Below are 22,669 nucleotides of genomic sequence, written 5' to 3'. Positions count from 1 at the left end.
TATGTAATACGCTTAGTATATTCATACATTGAAATGTGTCAATGTATAGTCTATGAATCGCTGGATTCTTAAAACAATTCAAAGTTATAAAGCTAAGGAATCTGAAATCTAAGCGCATATTTGAAACATTGTCTCTAGGCACAGCACTCCAGAAGCCGCCAATATACAGTATTGGAACCGGGAAAAGAAAGACCCGTCAAGGCTTTGACGGGTCATTTTCAATCAAATCGAAAGTGAGAGGATAATCGAGTGGCTTGCAAAATCCTTGTGGAGAATTACACAGTTTTACAAAGAATTAGAAAGTAATGGTGAAGCAAAATAGCGCCTCTGAACTGGTAAAACTCACTCCCACTCGATAAAACAATAGTGTTTCATTTTTACGATTTTGTCCTCGTTTTATCCGTGGTTTCTTCTCGTTGTCAGCTGTATTCGGTTAGCCTCTCTCAGAGAAAACTCATCCCAAACTCAGCTCTTTTCATTTTACCATTTCGTGAGTTTTACGCCTGAGTTTCGACGAAGGATGGATTTGGTGCGCGGCCTGCGAAAACCCGCTATCCCCGTTCGATTGAATCCTTCTCTTTCGAATGAAATCTCCACCGAGAACGCGACTACGACAAGAGTTCTTGATGCCCTTCATTTCGGGTCGGCTTGCCAAGCATCATTCTGATTGAAACTCAAGGGGAGCGAGTTCGCTGTTCAGAAGGATTTCGCTGTCATTTCAGGGCAAACTCACGACGTCTCCGAAGATAGGTAAAAATGAGATTCCGCCTCGCTGACGCAGGAGCGCCCGCTTGCGAGAACACCCAGTAATTTCGATTCCGGGTCGTCGTCGAAAGCGACCTTCGCGATCGATCTCCACTTGCGTGGGGACATGCCAACCGATTTCGCGAAGAGGGTGGAGAAACTTGTTGCTCGTGCATACCCGCAACGATGCGCTACCTCGTCTATGCTCATATCATGGTCGGTGAGCAGTCTTTTCGCCAGCTCGATTCTTTCCGAGGAGACGAACTCGGTCACTGTCAATCCCGTCACCTGCTTGAATGTCTTCTTGAATTTGGTTGACCCCATGTTCGCGGCCTCGAGCAGGTCCTTCTGCCTGATCGCACCGCCTAGGTTGTTCTCGATGTACGATACGGCTCTCGCGATCGAAAGGCGGTCCTGCTCGGCCACTCCCTCGCACAGGCTCTCTCCCATCCTGAGCAGCCTTGCCATCACCAAGTTCGCGATTCCGGAATACAGGAGGCCCGCTTCCGGCCCCGAGATCTCCCTTGGAGTTATCTCGCCGAGCATCTCTGCTATTTCCGGATCCCAGGAAGCCTGGTTCCTCAGACCCTTCAGGCTGGTCGCTAGCGGTTTTAGTGCCTTGTCGATTCTTTCCCCGAAGACGCTTTGACAGTATTCGTCGTAGTACTCGATCTCCGTGTAAGAGAATCTCGCTCCTTTTGGAAGCAGGATCGAGCTTGTCTTGGGCTTTGCTTCCAGAAAGGCGGAAACACTTGATTGCGGCATGAGGCCATGTCTTTCGCGGCGGACGGCGAAATAACCGCCAGAATCGAAACAGAAGGGCAGGGGTTCTTTCAAAGTGAAATCGCAGCAGACGACGGAGAAGGACCGCCGCGCCTCCCACGCCCAGTACCACCCCTCGCATCTGCGCCCGTCACCTTCGAAGAGGGACCCCTCTCCGTTCCACTCATCTGCCAAGACGAGGCCGATTGACTCAAGCGAGGCCTCAAAGGTCTCCGTCGCGGCTTGCGCAGCGTGGGAGAACATCGTTTCCCTGTCGTACATCTTCCGATCCTTTTATTCGCGTTCGGACGCAATTCTTGCGCGCTCGGACTTTTCCTTCCAGGTGCAATCTGATTCAGATTAACCAAGGCTAACATTTCTTTGTCAATTATAGCGACAAAAGAAAGGCTCTCTGGTTTTGCGAAGAAGAACACGGAAAACGCTCGCGGAGGACATCGATGTCAGAACGAAGGTGGCCATGCTCGTCGTGCTCATAGCGACCGGGGCTATCGTGAAGGATTACGTTCTGGGCTCGGTTCTCTTTGCCGTCGTCGTCCTCCTCTCCTTCGCAATCGGGCGCGGAAGGATGGCGGCGTCTTTCTCTTTCGCCTACCTCTTTCTCATGGGCATCTTCTGGGTCACGACGATGCTTCCGCCGAACGCCGCCGGAGCCCTCGGCTCGTTCGCCCTGGCCTGCCGCACCTGCATGCCCATCTGCTTGTTCGCGGCGGTCTTCGCGACCACTACCAAGATTGGCGACCTCACGGCCGCCCTCTACGCGATGAGGCTGCCGAAGGCGGTTGTCGTTCCGCTGGTGATAGCGGTGCGGTTCTTTCCGACGCTCAAGGAGGAGTCTTCTGCCGTAGCGGACGCGATGAGGGTGAGGGGGCTCGCCCTTTCGCTTAAGAATCTCGTTTCGAAGCCGGCGCTGATGTTCGAATCCGTGGTCGTGCCCGTGATGCTGCGCTGCGCCAAGATCGCAGACGAGCTCGCTGCTGCGGCGGTTGCGCGCGGCATCGACCGGCCTGGAAGGAAGACCTCCTACAACGCGCCCCGGTTCGGATGGGTCGATTTCCTGCCTCTCTCGATCCTTGCCGCCTGCTGCTTGCTTCTTGTGGTTGCTAAGGCCAATCAGGGGATCGGAGGGTTACTGTGACGAAAAACGCTGTCGAGCTCAGAAGCGTCTCCTTCACCTATGCGGGGTTCGATGCCCCGGCGGTCGACGACGTGAGCTTTGCCGTCGCGCCGGGCGAATGCATCGTTCTTTGCGGGGAATCTGGCTGCGGAAAGACCACCGCGACCCGGATCGTCAACGGGCTGGCGGGTGGGTTCTATGAGGGCAGTCGGACGGGAAAGATCCTCATAGCGGGCAGGGATGTCGACGACCTGGAGGATTGGGAGCTCTCGTCTTTGACGGGCAGCGTTTTCCAGAACCCTCGCACTCAGTTCTTCAACCTCGACACGACCGGCGAGATTGCGTTTGGCATGGAGAACCTCGGCGTTCCCAGGGAGGAGATGCACAGGCGAGTGCGCGACGTCGTGCGCGAGCTCGGCATAGAGTGCCTGATGGGCAGAGGCATCTTCGAGCTCTCCGGGGGCCAGATGCAATCGGTGGCCTTCGCGAGCGCATGGGCCTGCAAGCCGAGCGTCTATGTCCTCGACGAGCCTTCGAGCAATCTGGACCCTCCCTCCATGGAGAAGCTCGCCTCCTTCATCTCGAAAGCCAAGTCGAGCGGGTCTGCCGTGATCATCGCCGAGCACAGGCTCTCCTACCTCGCGAGCGTCGCCGACCGGTACTTGCTCTTCGAAGGCGGTTCCGTCGCCGCCGAATGGGACGCGCAGCGATTCCTGGGGCTGCCCGACTCCGAGCGAGAGTCTTGCGGGCTCAGATCCTCCGAGCCGCCGAAGCTCGCCGACCTGATGCAGCGCCTTTCCCGTCCCGTCTCCGCCTTTCCCGCCGTCGAGGCGAGGGGAATCTATGCGGGGTACGAGAAGGGTGTGCCGGTCCTCGAGGGGATTACCGTCTCGTTCGACCCCGGGAGGGTCGTCGGCGTGGTCGGGCGAAACGGGGCAGGCAAGTCAACCCTGCTCAAGTGCCTGGCGGGGATCAAAAAAGAAGAGCTCGGGCATGTCCGGTTCCAAGGCTCGGTGGTCCCTCCCAAGAGAAGACCCAATCATGCGTTTCTGGTCATGCAAGACCCCGACTACCAGCTCTTTCGCCCGAGCGTGCGCGACGAGTTGGCATCCGCGGCCCCGTCTCCTTCCGACGTCGACGAACTTCGTCTCGAAGCGGTCCTGGAGGAGTTTGGCCTGGGAGATGTCGCCGACCGCCATCCCGCATCGCTCTCGGGAGGGCAGAAGCAGCGGTGCGTCTGCGCCATCGCGTCGAAATCGGGAGCGCAGGCGCTTCTCCTCGACGAGCCCACGAGCGGCCTGGACTTCCGGAACATGGAGCGCCTCGCGCTCATCTTGCGCGAAGAGGCGTCTCGCGGGAAGACGGTGGCGGTCGTCAGCCACGACACGGAGTTCCTGTCTAAGGCCTGCGACCAGATCGTGCTCATCGAGTGAGCCGGCCTGCAAAGACTGAGAAGGATTCCTATGAAAGAAAGGATTTGGAAATGACAGCAAAAGCAAAACAGAAGGAAAGCGGCAGCCTCAGCTCCAGGGACCTCATAGCCCTCGGCGTCTTCTCTCTGCTGTTCATGGTGGTGAGCATGCTCGTCGTGGGAATCACCTCCATGAGCGTCGTGGCGTACTGCGGCTGCTGCGCCATCGCGGCGATACCCGCCGGGATCGTCTGGGTCTACATGCATGCGCGCGTGCCGCGCGCAGGAACCTCGCTGATCATGGCCCTCGTCTTCGCCGTGGTCATCTTCGTCATCGGGTCGGGATGGCCCGTGGCGCTCGGCCTCGCCGTCGGCGGCGCCGTCTCCGAGCTGGCGCGGAAAGCGCTCGGGTACGGGAGGTTCGCAGGCGTCGCCGTGGGGTACGCGCTTTTCGAGACCTGCTGGGCGGCGGGCCTTTTCGTTCCCATGTTCGCCTCCCAGGACTACTACCGCGAGCTGATGGGGTCCAACAGCATCGACCCGGCCTACATGGAAGCCCTTCTGTCCACGGTGACTCCCGAGACGTTCGCGATCATCGCGGTCGTGACCTTCGCGGGCGGCATCATCGGCTCGCTGGTCGGACGGGCGGTGTTCAAGAAGCACCTCGAGCGCGCGGGAATCGCCTAGCGCCCTTTTTCAAAGCAACATGAGAGAAGAGGTATTCAATGAGCAAGGAAAGCAAAGGAAGGAAGCCGGGGGCCCTTTCCCGCTGCCTGCGGTTCGCGGGGAGAAGAAAGCCCCTCGTGTTCGCCTCCATGGCGCTGGCGGTCCTATCCGCGGCGGCGTCCTTCGTCCCATACGTGGCGATCTACTTCATGATTAGGGATGCGGTCGGGGTCTATCCGAACCTGGCCGCCGTCGACGTTTCGGCGATGACGGGCTACGCGGGCTTGGCGGTGGCAGGCATAGTCGTTGACGTGGGGTGCTATCTTGCCGCGCTGCTGTGCTCTCACGCCGCGGCGTTCGACGCGCAGTACCGCACGAAGCTCGATATCGCCGCCCATCTCGGGAGGATCCCTCTTGGGCACATAGCGCGGCTCGGCACGGGTAGGATCTCGAAGGTCATGGACGAGAGCGTCGGCGGGATCGAGCAGTTCATCGGCCATTCCATCCCGGACCTGGCGGCCACCGCCGCCGCGCCCGTCGTTTTGGCGGCGCTGCTTTTCGTCTTCGACTGGCGCTTCGGCGTCGCCACGCTGGCGGCGGTCGCCGTCGCATGCGTCGTGCAGTTCTCCGGCTATGCCGACAAGCGCGTCATGGCGAGCATGGGGCGCTACCAGGAAGTCAAGGAGCAGATGGGCAACGCCTCCGTGGAGTACGTCCGCGGAATGCGCGTCGTGAAGGCTTTCGGCCAGACGGCGCGCTCGTTCAAGCGCCTCTCCGACGCGATAAAGGACTACACCGGCCTCTCCCTCGACGTCACGCTCTTCTTCAGGAACTCCATGCCGGGCTTCACGGCGGTCCTCAACAACGCGTACCTGTTCGTTCTGCCCGTCGGCATACTCCTCGCCCCGGGCGCGCAGGACTGGCCGACGTTCGTGCTCTCGCTCGTCTTCTACCTCCTGTTCGTGCATTCGATATCGAGCGTGTTCACGAAGATCCTCTACGTGAGCGAGGACGGGATGCTCGCCCAGGCAAACATCGACCGTATCGACTCCGTGCTCGGCATCGAAGAGCTCTCTTGTCCCGAGACGCCGAAAGCCCCGAAGGACGCCTCGGTGTCCCTTCGGGACGTGACTTTCTCCTACGAAGACGACGCGGAGCCGGCGTTGCGCAACGTCTCGCTGGAAATCCCCGCCGGCACGGTGTGCGCGGTCGTCGGGCCGAGCGGCTCGGGCAAATCGACCCTCGCGAACCTCGTCGCCCGCTTCTGGGACGTCGATTCGGGCCAGGTTCTCGTCGGCGGCGTCGACGTCCGCGAGATGGGCCAGGATGAGCTGATGGGCAGCCTCAGCCTGGTGTTCCAGGATTCCCACCTCTTTCGCGAGAGCGTCGCGGAGAACATCAGGCGCGGCAGGCCGGGGGCGACCGACGACGAGGTGGTCGAGGCCGCGAAGGCCGCCCAGGCGGACGCGTTCATCAGCAGCCTTCCCCATGGCTACGCCACGGTAATAGGCTCCGAAGGCGTGCACCTGTCCGGCGGCGAACAGCAGCGGATAGCCATCGCGCGCTCGATCATTTCGGACGCGCCCATCGTGGTGCTGGACGAGGCGACCGCGTTCTCCGATCCCGAGAACGAGCATTTGATCCAGAAGGCGTTCGAGAGGCTCATGGCCGGCAAGACCGTGATCATGGTCGCCCACAGGCTCTCCACGGTCGTCGGTGCCGACAAGATAGTCGTGCTCGACGGCGGGCGCAAAGTCGAGGAAGGCACCCATCAAGAGCTCCTCGCCGCATCGGGGACGTACGCGAAGATGTGGAAGCAGTACACGGAAGCGGTCGAATGGGGCATCGAAGCGGCCCCGCGCGACGACACCCGATCCTCCGAAGCGACCGCCCCGCATGCAACGCAGGGCGTCTCCGCCGAGGAGTGCGACCCTGCGGAGAAACCCGGCAAGCCGTCGAGCGGCAGGGCGCCTTGGCTTCAGAGGACGTTCAACCTTTCCGACGAGGGCTACGTCGGCCTCAAGCGCTCGGCCATTGCTTGCACCTTGAGCGATCTGGCGCTCATGATCCCCTTCGTCTGCACGGTCGCCGCGTTCGCGGCTCTCGTGGGGACCCTTGCGGGCGAGCCGTTCGACGCCGCCGTGCTCTGGTCAATCTTCGCCGTGGGGCTTGCGGGGATGGCGGTGGTCTTCGTCGCTTCGAGAAACGACTACAAGAAAACCTACGTGGCCGCGTACACCGAGTCCGAAGGCACCCGCCTGCGCCTCGCCGACCACCTGAGGAAGCTGCCCATGAGCTTCTTCAACCGCCGGGACACGACCGACGTGGCCGACCGCATCATGGGGGACGTGACGGCGCAGGAGTCCATGCTCTCGTCGACGCTCCCGCAGCTCATCGCCGGAATCGTGTCGACCGTGGTCATCTGCACGATGCTGGCATTCTTCGACTGGCGGCTCGCCTGCTGCGTTATGGTCACGCTTCCGCTTTCGGCAGGGGTCATCGCCTTGAGCCGCCGTCATCAGTCGCGCCTTTTCGAAAGGCAGAATCGAGTCCGCCTGGATGCGCTGGCGTGCGTGCAGGACTACCTCGAGGGCATCAAGGACATGAGGGCCTGCAGGGCGGTGGGCAAGGACTCCGCCGCCATGGAGCAGGCGATGCTCGAGCTCAAGAGGGTGACGATGCGGGTCGAGCTCGCCGTCGACGTCTCCGTCTCCCTCGCGAGCGCCATCCTCCGCTCGGGAGTCGGTTTGACCGCCTGCGTCGGGGCGGTGCTTCTCGCCTCCGGCGGCGTGGACTTCATGGTTCTGCTCATGTTCTTGCTCATCGTCTCCCGCGTCTACGGGCCCATCCTCGCCCTCGTCTCGCAGCTGCCCAACCTTCTCAACCTCTCGACGAAGACCGCCCGCATCAAGGCGGTCATGGACGAGCCCGAAGCGAGGGGGTCCGCCTCGGCGGATGTGCCCGGCCACGACCTGTCCTTCCAGGGCGTCCGGTTCGGGTACGGCGACGAAGAGGTGCTCCACGGCGTAAGCTTCGTCGCGCGCGAGGGGGAAGTCACCGCGCTCGTCGGGCCGAGCGGCTCGGGCAAGTCGACCTGCGCCCAGCTGGCGGCCAAATTCTGGGAGCCCGACAGCGGCAGGGTCCTCTGCTCTGGAAAGGACATCGCCGAGTTCTCCGAGGAATCGTGGCTCGCGCACGTCTCCATAGTCTTCCAGGACGTGGTCCTTTTCGACGACACGGTTGCGAACAATATTCGCATCGGCCGCGAAGGCGCCTCCGACGAAGAGGTGGCCGAGGCTGCAAGGGCGGCGCACTGCCTGGAGTTCATCGAGAGGCTTCCCCAGGGGTTCGACACGGTGCTGGGCGAGAACGGCGCCTCCCTCTCGGGCGGGGAGCGCCAGCGCCTCTCCATTGCGAGGGCTCTCCTGAAAGACGCGCCCGTGGTGCTCCTCGACGAGGCGACCGCCTCGCTCGACCCCGAGAACGAGACGCTTATCCAGAGAGCGGTCGGAACCCTGTGCGCAGGCAAAACGGTAATCGTCATCGCCCATCGACTGAGGACCGTCGCCAATGCGGACAAGATCGTCGTCCTAGACAGCGGGCGCGTGGCGGAGGAGGGGAACCACAAGACGCTGCTCGCCGAAGACGGGCTGTACGCGAGGCTGTGGAGGCTCCAGCAGGAAAGCTCGTCGTGGACCGTTCCCGCCGACAGGGGCGATGCCGCCGATGTCCCGACGGGCAGATGAGCGGATGGGCGGGCGAGAATCCTCCGAGGACTACCTCGAGGCCATCCTCGTGATCCGCCGCCTGCGCGGGTCGTGCCGCAACGTGGACATCGCCGAGCGCATGGGCGTCGCCAAGCCGAGCGTCACCAAGGCGCTCGGCAACCTGGCGCGCAGGGGCCTCGCCGAGGTGGTCGGCCGCGACGTGCGGCTGACCGAGGAGGGCGGGCGCCTCGCCGAGGCCACCCTCGACAAGCACCGCTTCTTCGAGCGGCTGCTCGTCGAGTCAGGCGTGGACGCCGAGACCGCCTCGGCGGAGGCCTGCCGCATGGAGCACTGCCTGTCAGAGGACTCCTACAGATGTTTCGCGGCCTATCTCGGGAGCCGACGAGACGAGGGCGATGGCGGGTAAACGGAGGGCGGCTTGCAGGCCAGACTGGGCGACTGGCTCAGTTTCGGATACCGCCCACTAGGCAACTCCTCGCTGAGCGAGGGGACGATATCGAGCGGCGGCGATGGCAACGAGCATCGCGCCATCGCCGCCAAGCCCCGCGACGCCGAGGTGCAGCGTCTGCCGCTCCGGAAGGAGCAGACGCATGGCAGTCGAATCAGCAGGATGCCCGTACGTCAAGATCCCCGTGCCGATACAGGACACGTACTCGGTGGCGGAGATAGCGATACTCTTACGTGTGAGCAGGAACGCGGTCTACGAATGGAGCCTTCTCGAGGACGACCCCCTGCCACTGAGGAGGATGATAGGCAGAAAGAGGGGGCGCTTCGCGTTCAGGGACGAGCTCCTCGAGTGGAGCAAACGGCACGCGACGTGATTGTAGTCAGACAGAACCTTTCAGGACGCCCCGCTTCGATTCGAGTAGAGATAGTTCCCGCCCAAATTAACTAGGCGGTTCATCGAGGCTCCTCCGTCTATCAAGCCAAGGCCGCTTCTACTGAGATATCATGAGCATAAGAGTTGACAGTGACTAACTTTGGTGGCAGAATTCCCAACACGAAAGATAGCTAAGTTATTTTTGGAGGGAGGTGACTGCAGTGAGCAACGGCAACTACCAGGAGACGCACGAGCGCATCCTGGAGAGCGGCCTTGCGGCGTTTCTGGAAGAGGGGTTCGAGAAGGCGAACCTGCGCAGGATCTGCAAGGCTGCCGGCGTGACCACCGGGGCGTTCTACAAGCACTTCAAGGACAAGGAGGCGCTCTTCTCGGAGCTGGTCGAGCCGCTGGCGAGCATGATTCGCAAAGCTTACGCCCAAGGCGAGGAGCGAGGTTTCGCCGGGTACGACGAAAGAAAGCCCGTGACCCCGGAGCAGGTGCGCGCCGCGCTCGAGGCCAAAGCGGCGGGGACGCTCGCGACCACGGCGATGCTGTACTCCCATCGCGACATCTACGAGCTCCTTGTGTTCCGCTCCTACGGCACTCCTTACGAGCATTTCCTGGATTGGCTCGTCGACGAGGAGGACAGAACGACCCTTCGTGCTCTTGAGCTAATCCACGGCGCAGAGAAGGCTCGAGCCGTTATCTCGAAGGAGTCTCTCCACATCGTCAATCACGCGTTCTACAGCGCTCTTTCCGAGAATATCATCCACGCGAAGAGCGTCGAGGAGCTCAACGCGACGACCGAGGTCATTTCAACGTTCTTCAATGCGGGCTGGGAGAAATATCGCACGCTTTGACGGCTCTTTCTTTTTTTGCCGTCAAAGATAACTAAGTCATTATTAACCGAGACTATAACTTGAGGTGGTGCCCATGGCAGAGACAAGCGAGCAAGACCGGCAACGGGACGAAGCGGGGCGAGAGGCTATCAGGCGCCTGTCTGGTCCCGTCAAGGGACGTGTCATGCTGGCACAGGTGTTTACGGTACTCTCGGCGCTTTTGTCCTTTGCCCCGTATTTGGCTTTGGTATGGCTGGGAGACCTATTCCTAGTGGGAGAAGGCCCGCTCGCGCAGGCCGATGCGTCCAAGGTATACGAAATTGCCCTCCTCCTCGTCATGGCGTTCCTCTCGCAGCTATTCTTTCGCGCTCTCGCGCTCATCATCACGCATTTTGCCGATATGAAGCTGCGCTACGTCATCCGCAAGGGTATCGTTGAGCGGTTGAGCCACGCGCCTCTTGCTTGGTTTAGCGCTACGGAATCCGGCAAGGTCAGAAGCGCTGTGCAGGATGACACGAAGACGGTCCACACCGTCATCGCGCACGGGCCGGTCGACCGTCTCAACGGCGTTTTGCAGCCGATGGTCCTTCTGGCTTTCATGCTCTGGGTCAATTGGCGTCTGGCGTTGATCGGCGTTGCCACAATCCCCCTCTATTTCCTGCTGCAGGCGCTCTCCATGAAGGATATGGGCCCGAAAACCGCCGAGATGAACGGGCATCTTGCACAAGTGTCCTCGACGATGGTCGAGCTCGTGTCCGGCATCAAGGTGGTCAAAGCGTTCGGGAAAACAGGAGAGGCGCATCGTAATTACGCGGACGCCGCATCGGCATTCTCCCAGTCGTACTGGGACTGGTGCGCCCCGCTCATCGGGCTTTGCTCGATTGCCGGCGAGCTCATCTCCTCTCCCTTGCTTCTGCTGATCAACCTCTGCGGCGGCGCAATCGTCATGGGGGCGGGGCTGGCCAGCCTCCCCCAAGTTCTCGCGTGCTCGCTGATAGCCATCGTTTTGCCGACCGCCATCAGCGCTGTCGCCAACAGCACATGGTCGTACCAGATGGCCGGCGCCGCCGCCGTCAGGCTGTGCGAGATCCTGGACACGCCGTCGATTCCCGAGTCGGGAGCCCCAATGAAGCCCGACGGGGTCGTCGTTGAGGTGAACGACGTATCATACTCCTACGGCGATAACCAGGCCTTGCGCGGCGTCAGCCTTGTCCTTAATCCCGGTACCACGACGGCGCTCATCGGCCCGTCAGGCTCGGGAAAATCGACGCTCGCCACGCTCATCGCGCGCTTCGACGACCCGGAAAGCGGCTCCGTCCGTCTCGGCGGCGTTGATTTGCGGGATATCTCCTCCCGTGACCTCTATAGCGCGGTTTCGTTCGTGCTCCAGGACCCCATGCTGATCAACGCCTCCATCGGGAGGAACATTTCTTTAGCGAAGCCGGAGGCTTCTCTGGAAGAGATTCGGGAGGCTGCCCGCACAGCGCAGATCGACGATTTCATCATGTCGCTGCCCAAGGGGTACGACAGCGTTTTGGGAACTGACTGCTCGCTCTCAGGCGGCGAGAGCCAGCGCGTGAGCATAGCGCGCGCCCTTTTGGCCGACACGCCGGTTCTCATCATGGATGAGGCCACCGCTTTTGCCGACCCGGATTCGGAGCTCGAGATCCAGAAAGCGCTAAGTTCCTTGGTCGAAGGCCGAACGGTTCTGGCCATCGCCCACCGGCTCAACGCAATCCTAGGCGCCGATCAAATTGCCGTGTTGGAAGAAGGCAGGATCGTAGCCCTTGGAACGCATGCGGAGATTCAAGTCAACGAGCATTACCGGGCGCTTCTCAAGCAGGGAGGCCTCTGCGGCAGTGAGGAAGAGGGCGATGCAGATGAGTAATTCCAAACGCTTCTTACCGAGGCTTCGTCGTTATATGGACGAGAGCGATAGGCGCCAGCACCGTCTGGGAACTCTGCTCTACGCCCTTTCCGGCGTGATGTGCGGCATCGGTCTCGCCATCATGATGCCGGCGGCCATGGCCCTCCAGTCCGGCGGCCCCCAATGGGGCCTGACGTTTTGGGGCTGGGCGGTCGCGCTTGCAGCTGTGGCGGTCGTCGGCTCGACAGCCTCGTTCTTCGGTACCAAGCTCAGCTATGCGGCAGGGTTGGGCTTCATGCGCAATATGCAGGTGGTCATCGGGAACAAGGTGTCGCGTTTGCCGCTCGGCTGGTTCAAGGCGGATAGCGCCGGAAGGCTTTCGCGCATGGTTACGCAGGAGATGATCTCGACCGGACAGGCCGCTGCTCTTTATGTTGGCCAGCTTATAAAAAACGCTGCCGCCGCAATCGTGTTCTGTGCTGCCGTGTGGCTTTGGAGCTGGCAAATTGGAATCATGCTGACGCTTTCCATCCCGATCCTTTTCCTTCTTCTGCGCGCTTCGCAGGCATGTGTCGGAAAAGGGAACGGGCTGGAGGATTCCGCCGAGCGAGACATCGCCGCAAGGATAGTAGAGTTCGCGCGATGCCAGGGAGCGCTGCGCGCTTGCCGTGCGGGCGCCGACTATGCGGAGCTTGAGGGCAGTTTCGCAGAAGGTAGAAGGCGGTCGGTCCGCGGCCTGTGGTGGAGCGCCCTCGGCGAAATCCTTTCCGGGGCGAGCGTGCAGGCGCTCGTTGTGAGCATGATCATCGCGGTGAGCTGCTTGGGTGCAAGCGGAAGCATCGGAGCACTTGAGACGGTGGTCATGATCGGCGTCGCATTAAGGTTCACCACCCTCCTCAACGAGGTCGCCTCAGCCCTATTCGGGATGGAGGACCGTCGGGCAATGCTCGACGGCATGGACGAGGTCGTCGAAGCGGCCGAGCTGCCGGTTGTGGGCGAGTCGAGGGCTTGTCCGACCGACGCAAGCGTCCGAATGGGAGGGGTTCGCTTCTCTTACATGAAGGAAAAGCCGATCCTTCGTGGAGTCGATCTCGACGTTCCGGAAGGCAGCATGGTCGCCATCGTGGGCCCGTCTGGCTGCGGCAAGACGACCTTGCTCAAGCTGATCGCGCGTTTTTACGACGTCGACGACGGAGCGGTCAGGATCGGCGGTGTAGACGTCCGCGATATGACGACAGAGGATCTTTTCGCTCGGGTGTCTTTCGTTTTCCAGGACGTCTATCTCTTTAACGACACGCTGCGAAACAACGTGCTTATGGCGAACCCGGATGCTTCGGAGGAGCAGCTTCGCGCGGTCGCCGACCTTGCCGGGATGACGGAGGTCGTCGAGCGCCTTTCCGAGGGCTGGGAGACGCTGTGCGGCGAAGGAGGTCGCTCGCTTTCCGGCGGCGAGCGGCAGCGCGTTTCCATCGCTCGAGCGCTTCTCAAACAGGCTCCCATCGTGCTTCTGGACGAGGCGACGTCGGCTCTCGATGCGGAAAACGAGAAGAACGTCGTCCGCTCAATAGAGACGCTCAAACGGTGCTCCACGCTCATCGTGGTCGCGCACAAGCTCGAAACCGTGCGCATGGCGGACAAGATCGTGGTCATGGACCGCTCGGGCAAGGTTGCGGAGACAGGGACGCACGACGAGCTGATCGCCCTCGAAGGAGAATACAAAGACTTCTGGGACAAGCGCAACGCGAGCTCCCAGTGGCAATTGGCATAGCAAACCGAGCAAAAGGAGGATCACATGAAACTGAAGGACATCGCGACAATAGCGGTACTGGGAGTGATCGGATTCGCCCTCGGGATGGGCGTCGGCATGATAACCGGCATGTTCGGCGCGCTTTCCATGTACGTCTCGGCGGGATTCGCGGCCTTCTTCGTCGGTCCCGTTTACACCATCATGGCGCGCAAGGTGCAAAAAAGAGGGACGGCTTTCTGCTTCTGGTTGATCTACGGCGTGCTCTACGCGATCATGGGCTTCGCCGTCGCGACGCCCCTGTGCCTGATCGCGGGCATCGTCGCAGAGATCATCGCCGGCGACTACGGAAACAAGAAGAGGGTGTGGCTGTCGTTTTCGGCATCGATGTTCATCTACTCGATGCACATGATAGTGTTCGTGCTCGTTCTGGGATCCGATGGGCTGGCGACTTTCGTCGAGAGCATCTCGCTTGAACAGGCGCAGCAGATGGTGGCGATGTACACGGTCGACATGATGGTCATCTGCGTGCTGATCAATATTGTGACCGAGCTTCTGGCCGGGCGTTTCGGAATGTTCATCAACGACAAGTTCTTCGAAAAGGGCGCAAAGGAAAGCAGGCTGGGTTGATGGGGCGAACGGATCTGCTCGACGGCGGGCGCGAGGGGCATCTGCACCCGCTGACGCTCTTCGCGCTGACGCTTCTGGCGCTCATCCAAGCGTTTCTCGCCAATCAGCTGGTATATGCCCTCGTGCTGGCGCTGTCGTTTCTCGTCCTTTTGGACGTCTCGCCGGCATCCTTCTTGAGGCAGCTTGTGCTCTTTGCGGTGGCGTGCGGGGTCGTGCAGCTGATCCTGCATGTCGACATCGGCTATGTCACGAGCATCTTCCTGGGCGTGGCGGTTTTGGTGGTGAGGGTCTTCCCCGTCGTCAACATCGGTTGCGCCCTCATGATGACGAGCTCCTCGAAGCTTCTGGCGAGCATGCGCAAGCTGCACGTTCCGAACAGAGCCGCAGTCGGCGCAGTCATAGGGTTGCGCTTCCTCGACGAGATGGGCGATCGCGTGAAGGAGATAAAGCGCGGGATGCGGGTTCGCGGGCTGCGCCCGAGCCCGCTTCGTCCTGTGCGCGCCTTCGAGCTCTACTTCGTTCCCCTTGTGTACAAGTGCCTGCACGTGAGCGAGACGCTCGTCTCCTCCGTGATTTCGAAAGGAATCGAAGCGGATTGCGAAAAGACGAGCTACCGAAGTCTCTCCTTCGGTCTGCTTGACGGAGCCGCCTTGGGCGCCGGAGTCGTTCTTTTGGGGGTCGCGGTATGGGTGTGATTGACGTCGACATTCGGTCTTTCTCATACAAGGGAGAAGATTTCGCGGCATTGAAGAACGTGCGGTTTTCGGTGGAGCGCGGCGAGCTCGTCGTACTCACTGGCAACTCCGGGTGCGGGAAGACCACTCTCATGCGCGCCATGAACGGCTTGATTCCCGATCAGTACGAAGGCGAGCTCGATGGGAGAATCGAGCTTCTCGGGAAAAGCCTGGGAGAGTTTTCCTCCGGCGAGCTTGCCCGTGCGATCGGCAACGTGTTCCAGAACCCGACCGACCAGTTCTTCACCCGCAAGGCGGCCGACGAGGTGGCCCTCGTCGGCGAGAATCTGGGCATGCCTCGCGAGGAGCTGGTCGAAAGGGTCGAGTCGGCTTTCGAGAGCATGAAAATCGCGCATCTGGCGGGCAAGGACCTCGTCGGCCTCTCGGGAGGAGAGAAGCAGCGCGTCGCCATAGCCTCGACGCTCGTCTACGACACCCAGGTGATTTTCTTCGACGAGCCGTCCGCCAGCCTCGACCACGGAGGGATAGAGGACTTTCGCCGAATCCTCGCCGATTTGAAGGCCCTCGGCAAGACCGTCGTCATCGCCGAGCACAGGCTTTACTTTCTGGCGGATCTCTACGACAGGCTCTACGTCATGGCGGGCGGCCAAATCATCGATTCGTTCGCAGCGGGTCGGCTTCGCGCGGAGGATTGCGCGCGCTATGGACTTCGCGCGCTCGATCTACACGGCCTGAACCCGGAAAACCATCGCCAGCTCGGGGCAGAGGCTGCCTCAATGAAAGGTGTGTCGGTCTCCGCAGGCGGGAAGGACCTGATCGGGCCTTTGACGCTCTCTTTGCGAGAAGGCGAGGTTATGGGCGTCCTTGGGGCGAACGGAGTCGGAAAGAGCACGCTCGCCCGAGCGATGTGCGGCCTTGCCGGCGGGCGGCAAGCCTTCTCGTGGGGGGTTGGACCGCGGCAGAGGCTTCGCCGCTCGTACTACATGATGCAAGACGTCGATTACCAGCTGTTTTTCGATACGGTGGAAAACGAGATCCTGACCGACTGGAAAGACATCGATAACGACCGCCTTGACGAGGCAGCGCGCATCGTCAAGGCCATCGACCTATGGGACAAGAGGACCGAGCATCCGCAAAACCTATCAGGAGGCCAGAAGCAGCGTTTGGCGCTGGCTTGCGCCTTTCTGAGCAGCAAGGAGATTGTCGTTCTGGATGAGCCGACATCGGGCCTCGACTTCATGCACATGGCGAGGATTGCCGAACTCATCGAGGAGCTTGCCAAAGGCCGTCCCGTGGCTGTCATCACCCATGACCTTGAGTTTTTGTTCAAGGTCTGTACTTCGGCTCTGATGGTGGGGCGAGACGGCTGCGAGAAGGTCGACCTGCGGGCGCCCGGATCCAGCAAAAGCGTCCTTAGGTTCATGGGGTGCGTTCGTTAGTTGCCTTCACTCGACGTAGCGGAAGCCGATTCCACGTCCCTTCCCGGATGGCAGAAGAGGCGTGCCGCATGGAGCAGTGCATCTACGGATTCTTTCGAGAACCCCTCCTCCTGCCTGGAGCGGATCGAGGATTCTCTTCGATGAGGGATCGGCATCGCCAATCGGCCGGCCCCATCGTCTTCGCCGATGCGGGGTCGGCTCGTGCGGCGGACTGTTCGCGAAGCCGTGTCGCCTGCAGGGACTAGGCGAACGAGAGGATGATTTGAATGAGGGATGAAGCCGATGCGAGCCGCGGCTCACGGAGCAGGGCGACAACCAAGTCGTCCGAAGACTACCTCGAGGCCATCCTCGTGATCCGCCGCCTGCGCGGGTCGTGCCGCAACGTGGACATCGCCGAGCGGCTGGGCGTCTCGAAGGCGAGCGTGACCAAGGCGCTCGGCAACCTGACGCGCAGGGGCCTCGCCGAGGTGGTCGGCCGCGACGTGCGGCTGACCGAGGAGGGCGGGCGCCTCGCCGAGGCCACCCTCGCCAAGCACCGCTTCTTCGAGCGTCTGCTCGCCAACGCCGGGGTGAATGCGGAAGTTGCCTCCAAAGAGGCATGCCGCATGGAGCACTGCATCTCCACGGATTCTTTCGAGAAGCTCTCCTCCCACCTAGGGCGGATTCAGGATTCCCTTCGATAAGGGATCAGCATCACCAAGCGACCGGCCTCATCGCCTTTGACAATGCTGTGCCGGCTCATATTCCAAAATAGCCACGATTCGTCTGGCGAGTTCCCCTACCAGCAAAGCGGCCCTCCGAATTGGACGGGGCCGCTTTGCTATGCCGTTCTCTTCTTCCTTGTCAGGTCCCCACCTCATCATCTCGATTATCTGCGGCCAAGGCCTTCAAGTTGCAGGACGCATCCCGAAAATCAAGGCACATAAAGCAAAACTACTACCTGGGTGGCGCTTGCGGCGGATTGCGCAGATTTCGTCAACGAATGACATGCAGGGACTTAGCGGGACAAGCCCGCTTTTCCCGTTTTGACCCCATTCGACTCCGGCTCGAACATGACCGAAAGGACTTTATTGGAGCTATCGGTGCTCGAAACGCTTTAAGAGCGCCTTGTGGAGACGAAAGGAAACCCATGGACGTATCGGAAGACGGCATCAGAGGCCTTCGGCGATTCGGAGGATCGAGCCAATCGCTGTCCGACCTCGTTGATGCGGAGGAAGTGTCCCGGCATCTCGGAATAACGCCCAGAAGGGTGCTGTCGATGGCCCGCAAGGGCTCGATTCCCTGCGTGAGGCTCAGCGCGAAGACCATTCGCTTCGATATCGAAGCTGTCGACCGGGCCCTTGGAAGGCGGTAGGCATGCTGACGGCGCTCTTGCGCGCGCTGCCGCGTTCCGCCGCCTTCGGAAGGAGCACTCGATATGATTTCTGATAGAAAAACATCTGGCGTCTTCGTCAAGACGCCCGTCCTTGTCCAGGACACGTATTCGGTCGAGGAGATTGCAATTCTGTTCCGCGTAAGCCGAAACAGCGTCTACGAGTGGCACAAGCGCGAGGACGACCCCCTGCCTTTGAGGCGCATGAACGGCAAGAAGCGCGGGTTCTTCGCCTATCGCGACGAGCTCCTCGAGTGGAGCAAGCGCAATGCGGTCTAGGGACGCGGGGAACGACCGACATGGCGGAGCGTAGCGACGAGGCTTTCATCATCGTAAGGGAGTTCATGACGAGGGGGCTCGGCCTCACAGGCCTCCCCCTCCTTGTGTACGCCCGGATCTACGGCTTCTGCGAAAGCGGATCCCCCTACTTCGAGAGCAAGGCGCATCTGGGCAAGATTCTCGGAGTCGACACGCGAAGCGTTGTCCGAGCGGTGAGGAAGCTCGAGGAGGCGGGCCTTGTGTTCGAGGTAGGCCGCCAAGAGCTTTCCAAAGGGAGGGAGACGAAGGTCTACCGCATAGACTTCGAGGCGGCCCGAAGGGCGAAGGGGGCAATCGAGGGGGCCGGCCAGTCGACGCATGGCGAAATGCCATCGGATGACCGCAGGCCGTGCCCGTGCCGCCTTCTGCATGACCAGACGCCATGCCGACCCCTGACGCCTTGCCAGCTAATAACAAAGACGGAAAACAAAGATTACAGATAGGACGTGCCATGGGCGAATCGAAGCCGACGCATTCGGAGGCTTGCTGCGAATACTGCGGGCGCCCCCTCGCTCCATGCGTGGTCGAGTTCGGCGCCAGGCGGATCGTCGCGGGGTTCCGCGAATGCGACTGCGAGGGCGCACGCGGGCAAAGGGCGCGAGCCGAGAGGATGGAAGCCGCGAAGAGGGAAGCGCGCCTGGCCGAGCGCCGCAAGCGCGCGGGGATCCCGAAGCGGTTCCTCGGCGCGACCGTCCAGCACCAGGACCTCATCGACTACCTCGAGTCGTTCGAGGGCAGCGCAGGGCGAGGCCTCTACATATACGGCTCGGTCGGAAGGGGGAAAAGCTATTCAGCCGCAGCCTTGGCGAACGCCTTCGTGGACGCCGGCTACCGCACGGTGTTCACAACGGCATCGGCGATGCTCGAGAGGATCAAGGCGAGCTTCTCGGGGAACGGGGAGACCGATTCGGTCATTTCCAGATACGCTGCATGCGACGTCCTCGTCCTCGACGACCTCGGCAAAGAGGATGCCAAGGAGTGGTCCTCGAACATGATGTTCCTTGTGATAAACGCCCGATACGAAAACATGAGGCCGACCATCTTCACCTCGAACTACTCGCCCCAGGCGCTATCGAAAAGGCTTGGAAGGAAGGGAGAGACGGAGACCGCCGAGGCTATCGCGAGCCGGCTCTCGGAGACCACCATCCCCATCCACCTCACGGGGCCGGATATGAGGATTGCGTCAAGGATGTGACCGACGGGACTTGCCGGGACGACGGCGCCTTCTCCCGCCGACGCCATCGGCGAGTCTGTGAGTAAATCGCGACAAGAATCGAGGGCAGTCGGCGTGCGGATGGCAGCCGACTCCGGAAGGCGATGGAGGAACGATGACGGACAGGTTGAAGGAAGCCGACGAGAGAACCAAGCGGGAGCTCGCCGACAAATGCCAGGAGAACGGCTGGCTCAGGCGGGGCGGATACCCCTGGCAAGACGACCCCTACCTCGAGGAATACCCCTACGAGTTCGCGAAGGCCGGCAGCGTGGAAGAGCTGCGCGGCTTCTTCGCGCACGGAAACTGGGCGCTGCGCCAGGGGATCGTGTACGAGGATCTCGCCTTCGTGCAGCAGGTCGACGGCGGCGACGAGTGGTGGACGCTGAAGCGCACCGACTCCGGCTGGCTCGCCTTCGAGAGTTGGTCCTTCGGCCGCATCGCGCAGGAGCCCGAGAGGTTCTCACATGCGATCGAGTGCATGCATCGCGCAACTCCAGAGCAGTGCAAGCGTCTCGACTACATGAGCGCTATTCCGAGCATCGAGGACGCGGCAAGACGCGCACGGGATTCCATCCCGCAATTGAATAAGACTGCGAACCCGCATTCGCGAAATGCGCGGGCGGAGGTTCGCTGATGCATCTGAGAAGGCGGGTTCATCCCGCCTTCTCTGTTTTGGGAAGGCGACTGGGACAGTTTGTCCCACTGGAAAGAAAGGAAAACCAATGACGAACGACTTCGGCGACGACTCCGGCGAGAAGCTCGTCGACTGGATGATCCGCATCGGCCAGGATGCCGGAGAGGCGGCGATGGTGGCGGGCGGCGAGCGATTGGCTTCGGCATTCAAGCGAGCCCGCGGCGATTGCGAAAACATATCCGGAGGGGAGATCGAGTCCTCTCCGGGTGTCGCGGAATGGGCGAAGCTCGACATGTCGGAGTTCGCGGCCCTGCCCGAATACGAGACCATCCGCCAGATCATCGACGAGAAGCTGTCCCGCGAGGGCATCCGCCACGAGTTCGCGCCCATGCCCGAAGGCGAGCACCTCGTCTTCATGGTCGAGGACGCGCCTGCGGTGAACGATGCCTTCAAGGACCTCGAAAAGGCCACTCGGGCCTCTGCCCCGCGTGCGGAAAAAGAGCTCTCGAAGATGCGCGAGCGCGCCAAGGACGAGCCTATAGCCGAGAAGGCCGCGCATGCCAGGGAGGCGTCCTCTCGTCTCGAGGCGGCCAAGGGCAAGGCACGCGATATCTCGCGCGGCGTCGAGACGAGGGCGAAATGAGGCCGCTTGCGCAGGCGCTCGTGGCGGGTGCCGCAAGCGCCGCCTGCTTCTGCGCCGGAGACGCGCTCGCGGCTGCGGCCGCCGCGTCGGGGTTCCCCGCATGCGACGCCCCAGTCCTGCTGTCGGCGATTCCCGAAACGGGGCTCGCGGCGGAGCCCATGGCGCTTGCCGTGGGCCTCATGGCCGCATGCATACCCTGGGCGGTCTGGGCGCGCAGCCTCGTGCGCGCGGGCACGTACCGCCAGGGCGAGGAGCACGGGTCCGCCCGCTGGGGGACCCTCAAGGAGGGGCGCGCGTTCATGGATTCGAAGGATCCCTCGAACAACATCCTGCTCTCGAGGGACTTCGCGCTCGCGCTCAAGCCGCGGCGCTTCGACCTCAAGCACGACCGCAACCGAAACGTGTGCGTGCTGGGCGGGCCCGGCTCCGGCAAGACGCGCTACTACGTCAAGCCCAACCTCATGCAGGCAAACGCCGACTTCCTCGTGACCGACCCCAAGGGGACTCTTCTCGGCGAGGTCGGCTGGATGCTCGAGGACGCCGGCTACGACATACGGACCTTCGACACGACCGACTTCTCCCGTTCGATGCACTACAACCCGCTTTCATACGTGAAGGACCAGGCCGACATCCTCGTCTTCGTGGAGTGCCTGATCAAGAACACCACGCCCGACGACCGCAAGGGGTCGGACCCCTTCTGGGAGAACTCCGAGCGCCTGCTCTACACGGCGCTGGTGGCCTACCTCGTCTACCACGCGCGACCCGAGGAGCGAAACCTCAACTCCCTCATGCTGCTACTGAGCCTCGCGGAGGCGCGCGAGGAGGACGAGTCCTACATGAGCCCGCTCGACCTCATATTCGAGGAGCTCGAGACGGGCATGCGCTTCATGGAGCGCGGGCGCGGGCGCGAGGCGCGGGAAGAGCGCCCCTTCGACGACGGGGGCGACTGGGGCTGGGTCCGCATCGCCGAGCCCCGCGACCCGGAGGAGGACTTCGCGCTGTCGAACTACCGCGCCTTCAAGGTGGCGGCCGGGAAGACCCTGAAGTCGATCATCATTAGCTGCAACGTGCGCTTGAAGCCCCTTTCGGTCGATGCGGTCTCCGATCTCGTCGCATACGACGAGATGGCGCTCGACTCTCTCGGCTCGGGAGAGGGCAGCCACGCCATCTTCGCGAGCATGTCGGACTCGGACTCGACTTTCGACTTCCTCTTCGCGCTGCTCATGTGGCAGGCCACGAGCGTGCTCTACAAGACGGCGCTCGATCGCTTCGGAGGGGCGCTCAAGCGCCCCGTGCACTTCCTGCTCGACGAGTTCGGCAACCTCGGCACGGTTCCCGACTTCGAGCGCGCCATCGCCACGGCGCGCTCCCGCAACGTGAGCTTCAGCATCATCCTGCAGTCGGCGAGCCAGCTCGAGCGCTCATACAAAAAGGAGGGGGCGAAGACCATCCTGGACTGCTGCGACACCGTGGTGTTTTTGGGCGGCAAGTCGACCGAGACCAACGAGATGGTCTCCAAGATGATCGGCAAGCAGACCGTGAAGGTGCTCACGGAAAGCGATTCGAGGGGAGCGAACCGTTCCACGACCCAGAACTACAACGTGATCGAACGCGACCTCATGACGCCCGACGAGGTGGGCAGGCTCCCGCGCGACGAGTCGATAGTGCTCATCAGCGGGACCTACCCCCTGAAGGGCGCGAAGTACCGCATCGAGGAGCACCCCTCCTATCCCGAGGTCGACCCCGGGCACGCGGGCGCGAGGCACGAGGCGCGCTTCGACTTCCTGGAATATCGGAAGAGGAAAGGCGGTGATGGCCCCATGAGATGAGAGACGGGACGGCGGGATCCGACGCTCCCTGGATAAGCGCGGCGAGGCCAGCTTCCACACAGGCCAGCCGCGCGCCGTCCCGGATGCAAAGGGGCGCGCGATGCGCTCCAAGACCAATTGTACCAACCGGGGCGGCCGCCTCAAACCCACCGGGCGCGGTCGTCCCACAGCAAGAAACGC

21 protein-coding genes are annotated in these 22,669 nt (G+C 61.7%); 20 read left to right on the top strand and 1 reads right to left on the bottom strand.

Annotated features, from left to right (window positions below; translation table 11 throughout):
• Positions 1–729: 729 nt before the first annotated feature.
• The gene (locus tag NE591_RS01775) at positions 730–1,788 is read right to left on the bottom strand and encodes a helix-turn-helix domain-containing protein (protein WP_227070731.1); all 1,059 of its coding nucleotides are present in this window, start codon (positions 1,786–1,788) and stop codon (positions 730–732) included.
• Between the two features lie 196 nt (positions 1,789–1,984).
• On the opposite strand from NE591_RS01775, the gene NE591_RS01770 reads away from it, so the two are divergent.
• The 20 genes from NE591_RS01770 to NE591_RS01675 all read left to right on the top strand — a co-directional run bounded on the left by NE591_RS01770 (position 1,985) and on the right by NE591_RS01675 (position 22,489).
• On the top strand, positions 1,985–2,662 hold the full coding sequence (locus NE591_RS01770) for an energy-coupling factor transporter transmembrane component T (protein WP_371130557.1): 678 nt from the start codon (positions 1,985–1,987) through the stop codon (positions 2,660–2,662).
• Positions 2,659–4,074 carry an ABC transporter ATP-binding protein gene (locus tag NE591_RS16180; protein WP_227070729.1) on the top strand — a complete coding sequence of 472 codons (1,416 nt, stop codon included), beginning with the start codon at positions 2,659–2,661 and terminating at the stop codon, positions 4,072–4,074. The genes NE591_RS01770 and NE591_RS16180 overlap by 4 nt, the downstream gene beginning before the upstream one ends.
• Before the next feature lie 50 nt (positions 4,075–4,124).
• A complete protein-coding gene (locus NE591_RS01760; RefSeq protein WP_015760586.1) occupies positions 4,125–4,739 on the top strand; it encodes an MptD family putative ECF transporter S component in 615 nt (204 codons plus the stop codon).
• A 38-nt stretch (positions 4,740–4,777) separates the two neighbouring features.
• Positions 4,778–8,464 (top strand): ABC transporter ATP-binding protein, encoded by a 3,687-nt coding sequence (locus NE591_RS01755; protein WP_227070728.1) that lies wholly within the window; start codon positions 4,778–4,780, stop codon positions 8,462–8,464.
• 4 nt (positions 8,465–8,468) lie between these two features.
• Entirely contained in the window at positions 8,469–8,852 is a 384-nt protein-coding gene (locus tag NE591_RS01750; protein ID WP_256156254.1) for a metal-dependent transcriptional regulator, read from the top strand.
• A gap of 184 nt (positions 8,853–9,036) precedes the next feature.
• A complete protein-coding gene (locus NE591_RS01745) occupies positions 9,037–9,267 on the top strand; it encodes a helix-turn-helix domain-containing protein (protein ID WP_227070726.1) in 231 nt (76 codons plus the stop codon).
• 220 nt (positions 9,268–9,487) lie between these two features.
• Positions 9,488–10,126, top strand: a complete 639-nt coding sequence (locus NE591_RS01740; protein WP_256156253.1) for a TetR/AcrR family transcriptional regulator — start codon at positions 9,488–9,490, stop codon at positions 10,124–10,126.
• 163 nt (positions 10,127–10,289) lie between these two features.
• Complete coding sequence (locus NE591_RS01735) at positions 10,290–11,993, top strand: ABC transporter ATP-binding protein (RefSeq protein ID WP_227070724.1); 1,704 nt, start codon at positions 10,290–10,292, stop codon at positions 11,991–11,993.
• Positions 11,980–13,740 (top strand): ABC transporter ATP-binding protein, encoded by a 1,761-nt coding sequence (locus tag NE591_RS01730; protein ID WP_227070723.1) that lies wholly within the window; start codon positions 11,980–11,982, stop codon positions 13,738–13,740. Before NE591_RS01735 ends, NE591_RS01730 begins: the two co-directional genes overlap by 14 nt.
• Positions 13,741–13,764: 24 nt before the next feature.
• Positions 13,765–14,346 carry an MptD family putative ECF transporter S component gene (locus NE591_RS01725; RefSeq protein WP_013978977.1) on the top strand — a complete coding sequence of 194 codons (582 nt, stop codon included), beginning with the start codon at positions 13,765–13,767 and terminating at the stop codon, positions 14,344–14,346.
• A complete protein-coding gene (locus NE591_RS01720) occupies positions 14,346–15,041 on the top strand; it encodes an energy-coupling factor transporter transmembrane protein EcfT (RefSeq protein ID WP_227070722.1) in 696 nt (231 codons plus the stop codon). Before NE591_RS01725 ends, NE591_RS01720 begins: the two co-directional genes overlap by 1 nt.
• Positions 15,032–16,480: an ABC transporter ATP-binding protein gene (locus tag NE591_RS01715; RefSeq protein ID WP_227070721.1), complete on the top strand. Its 1,449-nt coding sequence runs from the start codon at positions 15,032–15,034 to the stop codon at positions 16,478–16,480. The genes NE591_RS01720 and NE591_RS01715 overlap by 10 nt, the downstream gene beginning before the upstream one ends.
• A gap of 266 nt (positions 16,481–16,746) precedes the next feature.
• Positions 16,747–17,163 carry a metal-dependent transcriptional regulator gene (locus tag NE591_RS01710; RefSeq protein ID WP_227070720.1) on the top strand — a complete coding sequence of 139 codons (417 nt, stop codon included), beginning with the start codon at positions 16,747–16,749 and terminating at the stop codon, positions 17,161–17,163.
• A 446-nt stretch (positions 17,164–17,609) separates the two neighbouring features.
• Positions 17,610–17,834, top strand: a complete 225-nt coding sequence (locus NE591_RS01705; protein WP_015760594.1) for a helix-turn-helix domain-containing protein — start codon at positions 17,610–17,612, stop codon at positions 17,832–17,834.
• Positions 17,835–17,897: 63 nt separating this feature from the next.
• Complete coding sequence (locus NE591_RS01700) at positions 17,898–18,131, top strand: helix-turn-helix domain-containing protein (protein WP_015760595.1); 234 nt, start codon at positions 17,898–17,900, stop codon at positions 18,129–18,131.
• 20 nt (positions 18,132–18,151) lie between these two features.
• Entirely contained in the window at positions 18,152–18,613 is a 462-nt protein-coding gene (locus NE591_RS01695; RefSeq protein WP_227070719.1) for a transcriptional regulator, read from the top strand.
• An 8-nt stretch (positions 18,614–18,621) separates the two neighbouring features.
• Entirely contained in the window at positions 18,622–19,365 is a 744-nt protein-coding gene (locus NE591_RS01690) for an ATP-binding protein (RefSeq protein WP_013978970.1), read from the top strand.
• 133 nt (positions 19,366–19,498) lie between these two features.
• A complete protein-coding gene (locus NE591_RS01685) occupies positions 19,499–20,017 on the top strand; it encodes a peptide ABC transporter substrate-binding protein (protein ID WP_256156252.1) in 519 nt (172 codons plus the stop codon).
• Positions 20,018–20,105: 88 nt separating this feature from the next.
• Positions 20,106–20,660, top strand: coding sequence for a hypothetical protein (locus tag NE591_RS01680; protein WP_195443619.1), 555 nt, complete (start codon positions 20,106–20,108; stop codon positions 20,658–20,660).
• A complete protein-coding gene (locus NE591_RS01675) occupies positions 20,657–22,489 on the top strand; it encodes a VirD4-like conjugal transfer protein, CD1115 family (protein ID WP_256156251.1) in 1,833 nt (610 codons plus the stop codon). The genes NE591_RS01680 and NE591_RS01675 overlap by 4 nt, the downstream gene beginning before the upstream one ends.
• Positions 22,490–22,669: the final 180 nt, after the last annotated feature.

Origin of the sequence: Adlercreutzia sp. DFI.6.23, from assembly GCF_024462535.1 — a bacterium.
Taxonomy (GTDB): Bacteria; Actinomycetota; Coriobacteriia; order Coriobacteriales; family Eggerthellaceae; genus Adlercreutzia; species Adlercreutzia rubneri.
The sequence above is the reverse complement of the archived record's forward strand: the minus strand, read 5'-3'. Positions and strand labels throughout refer to the sequence as shown.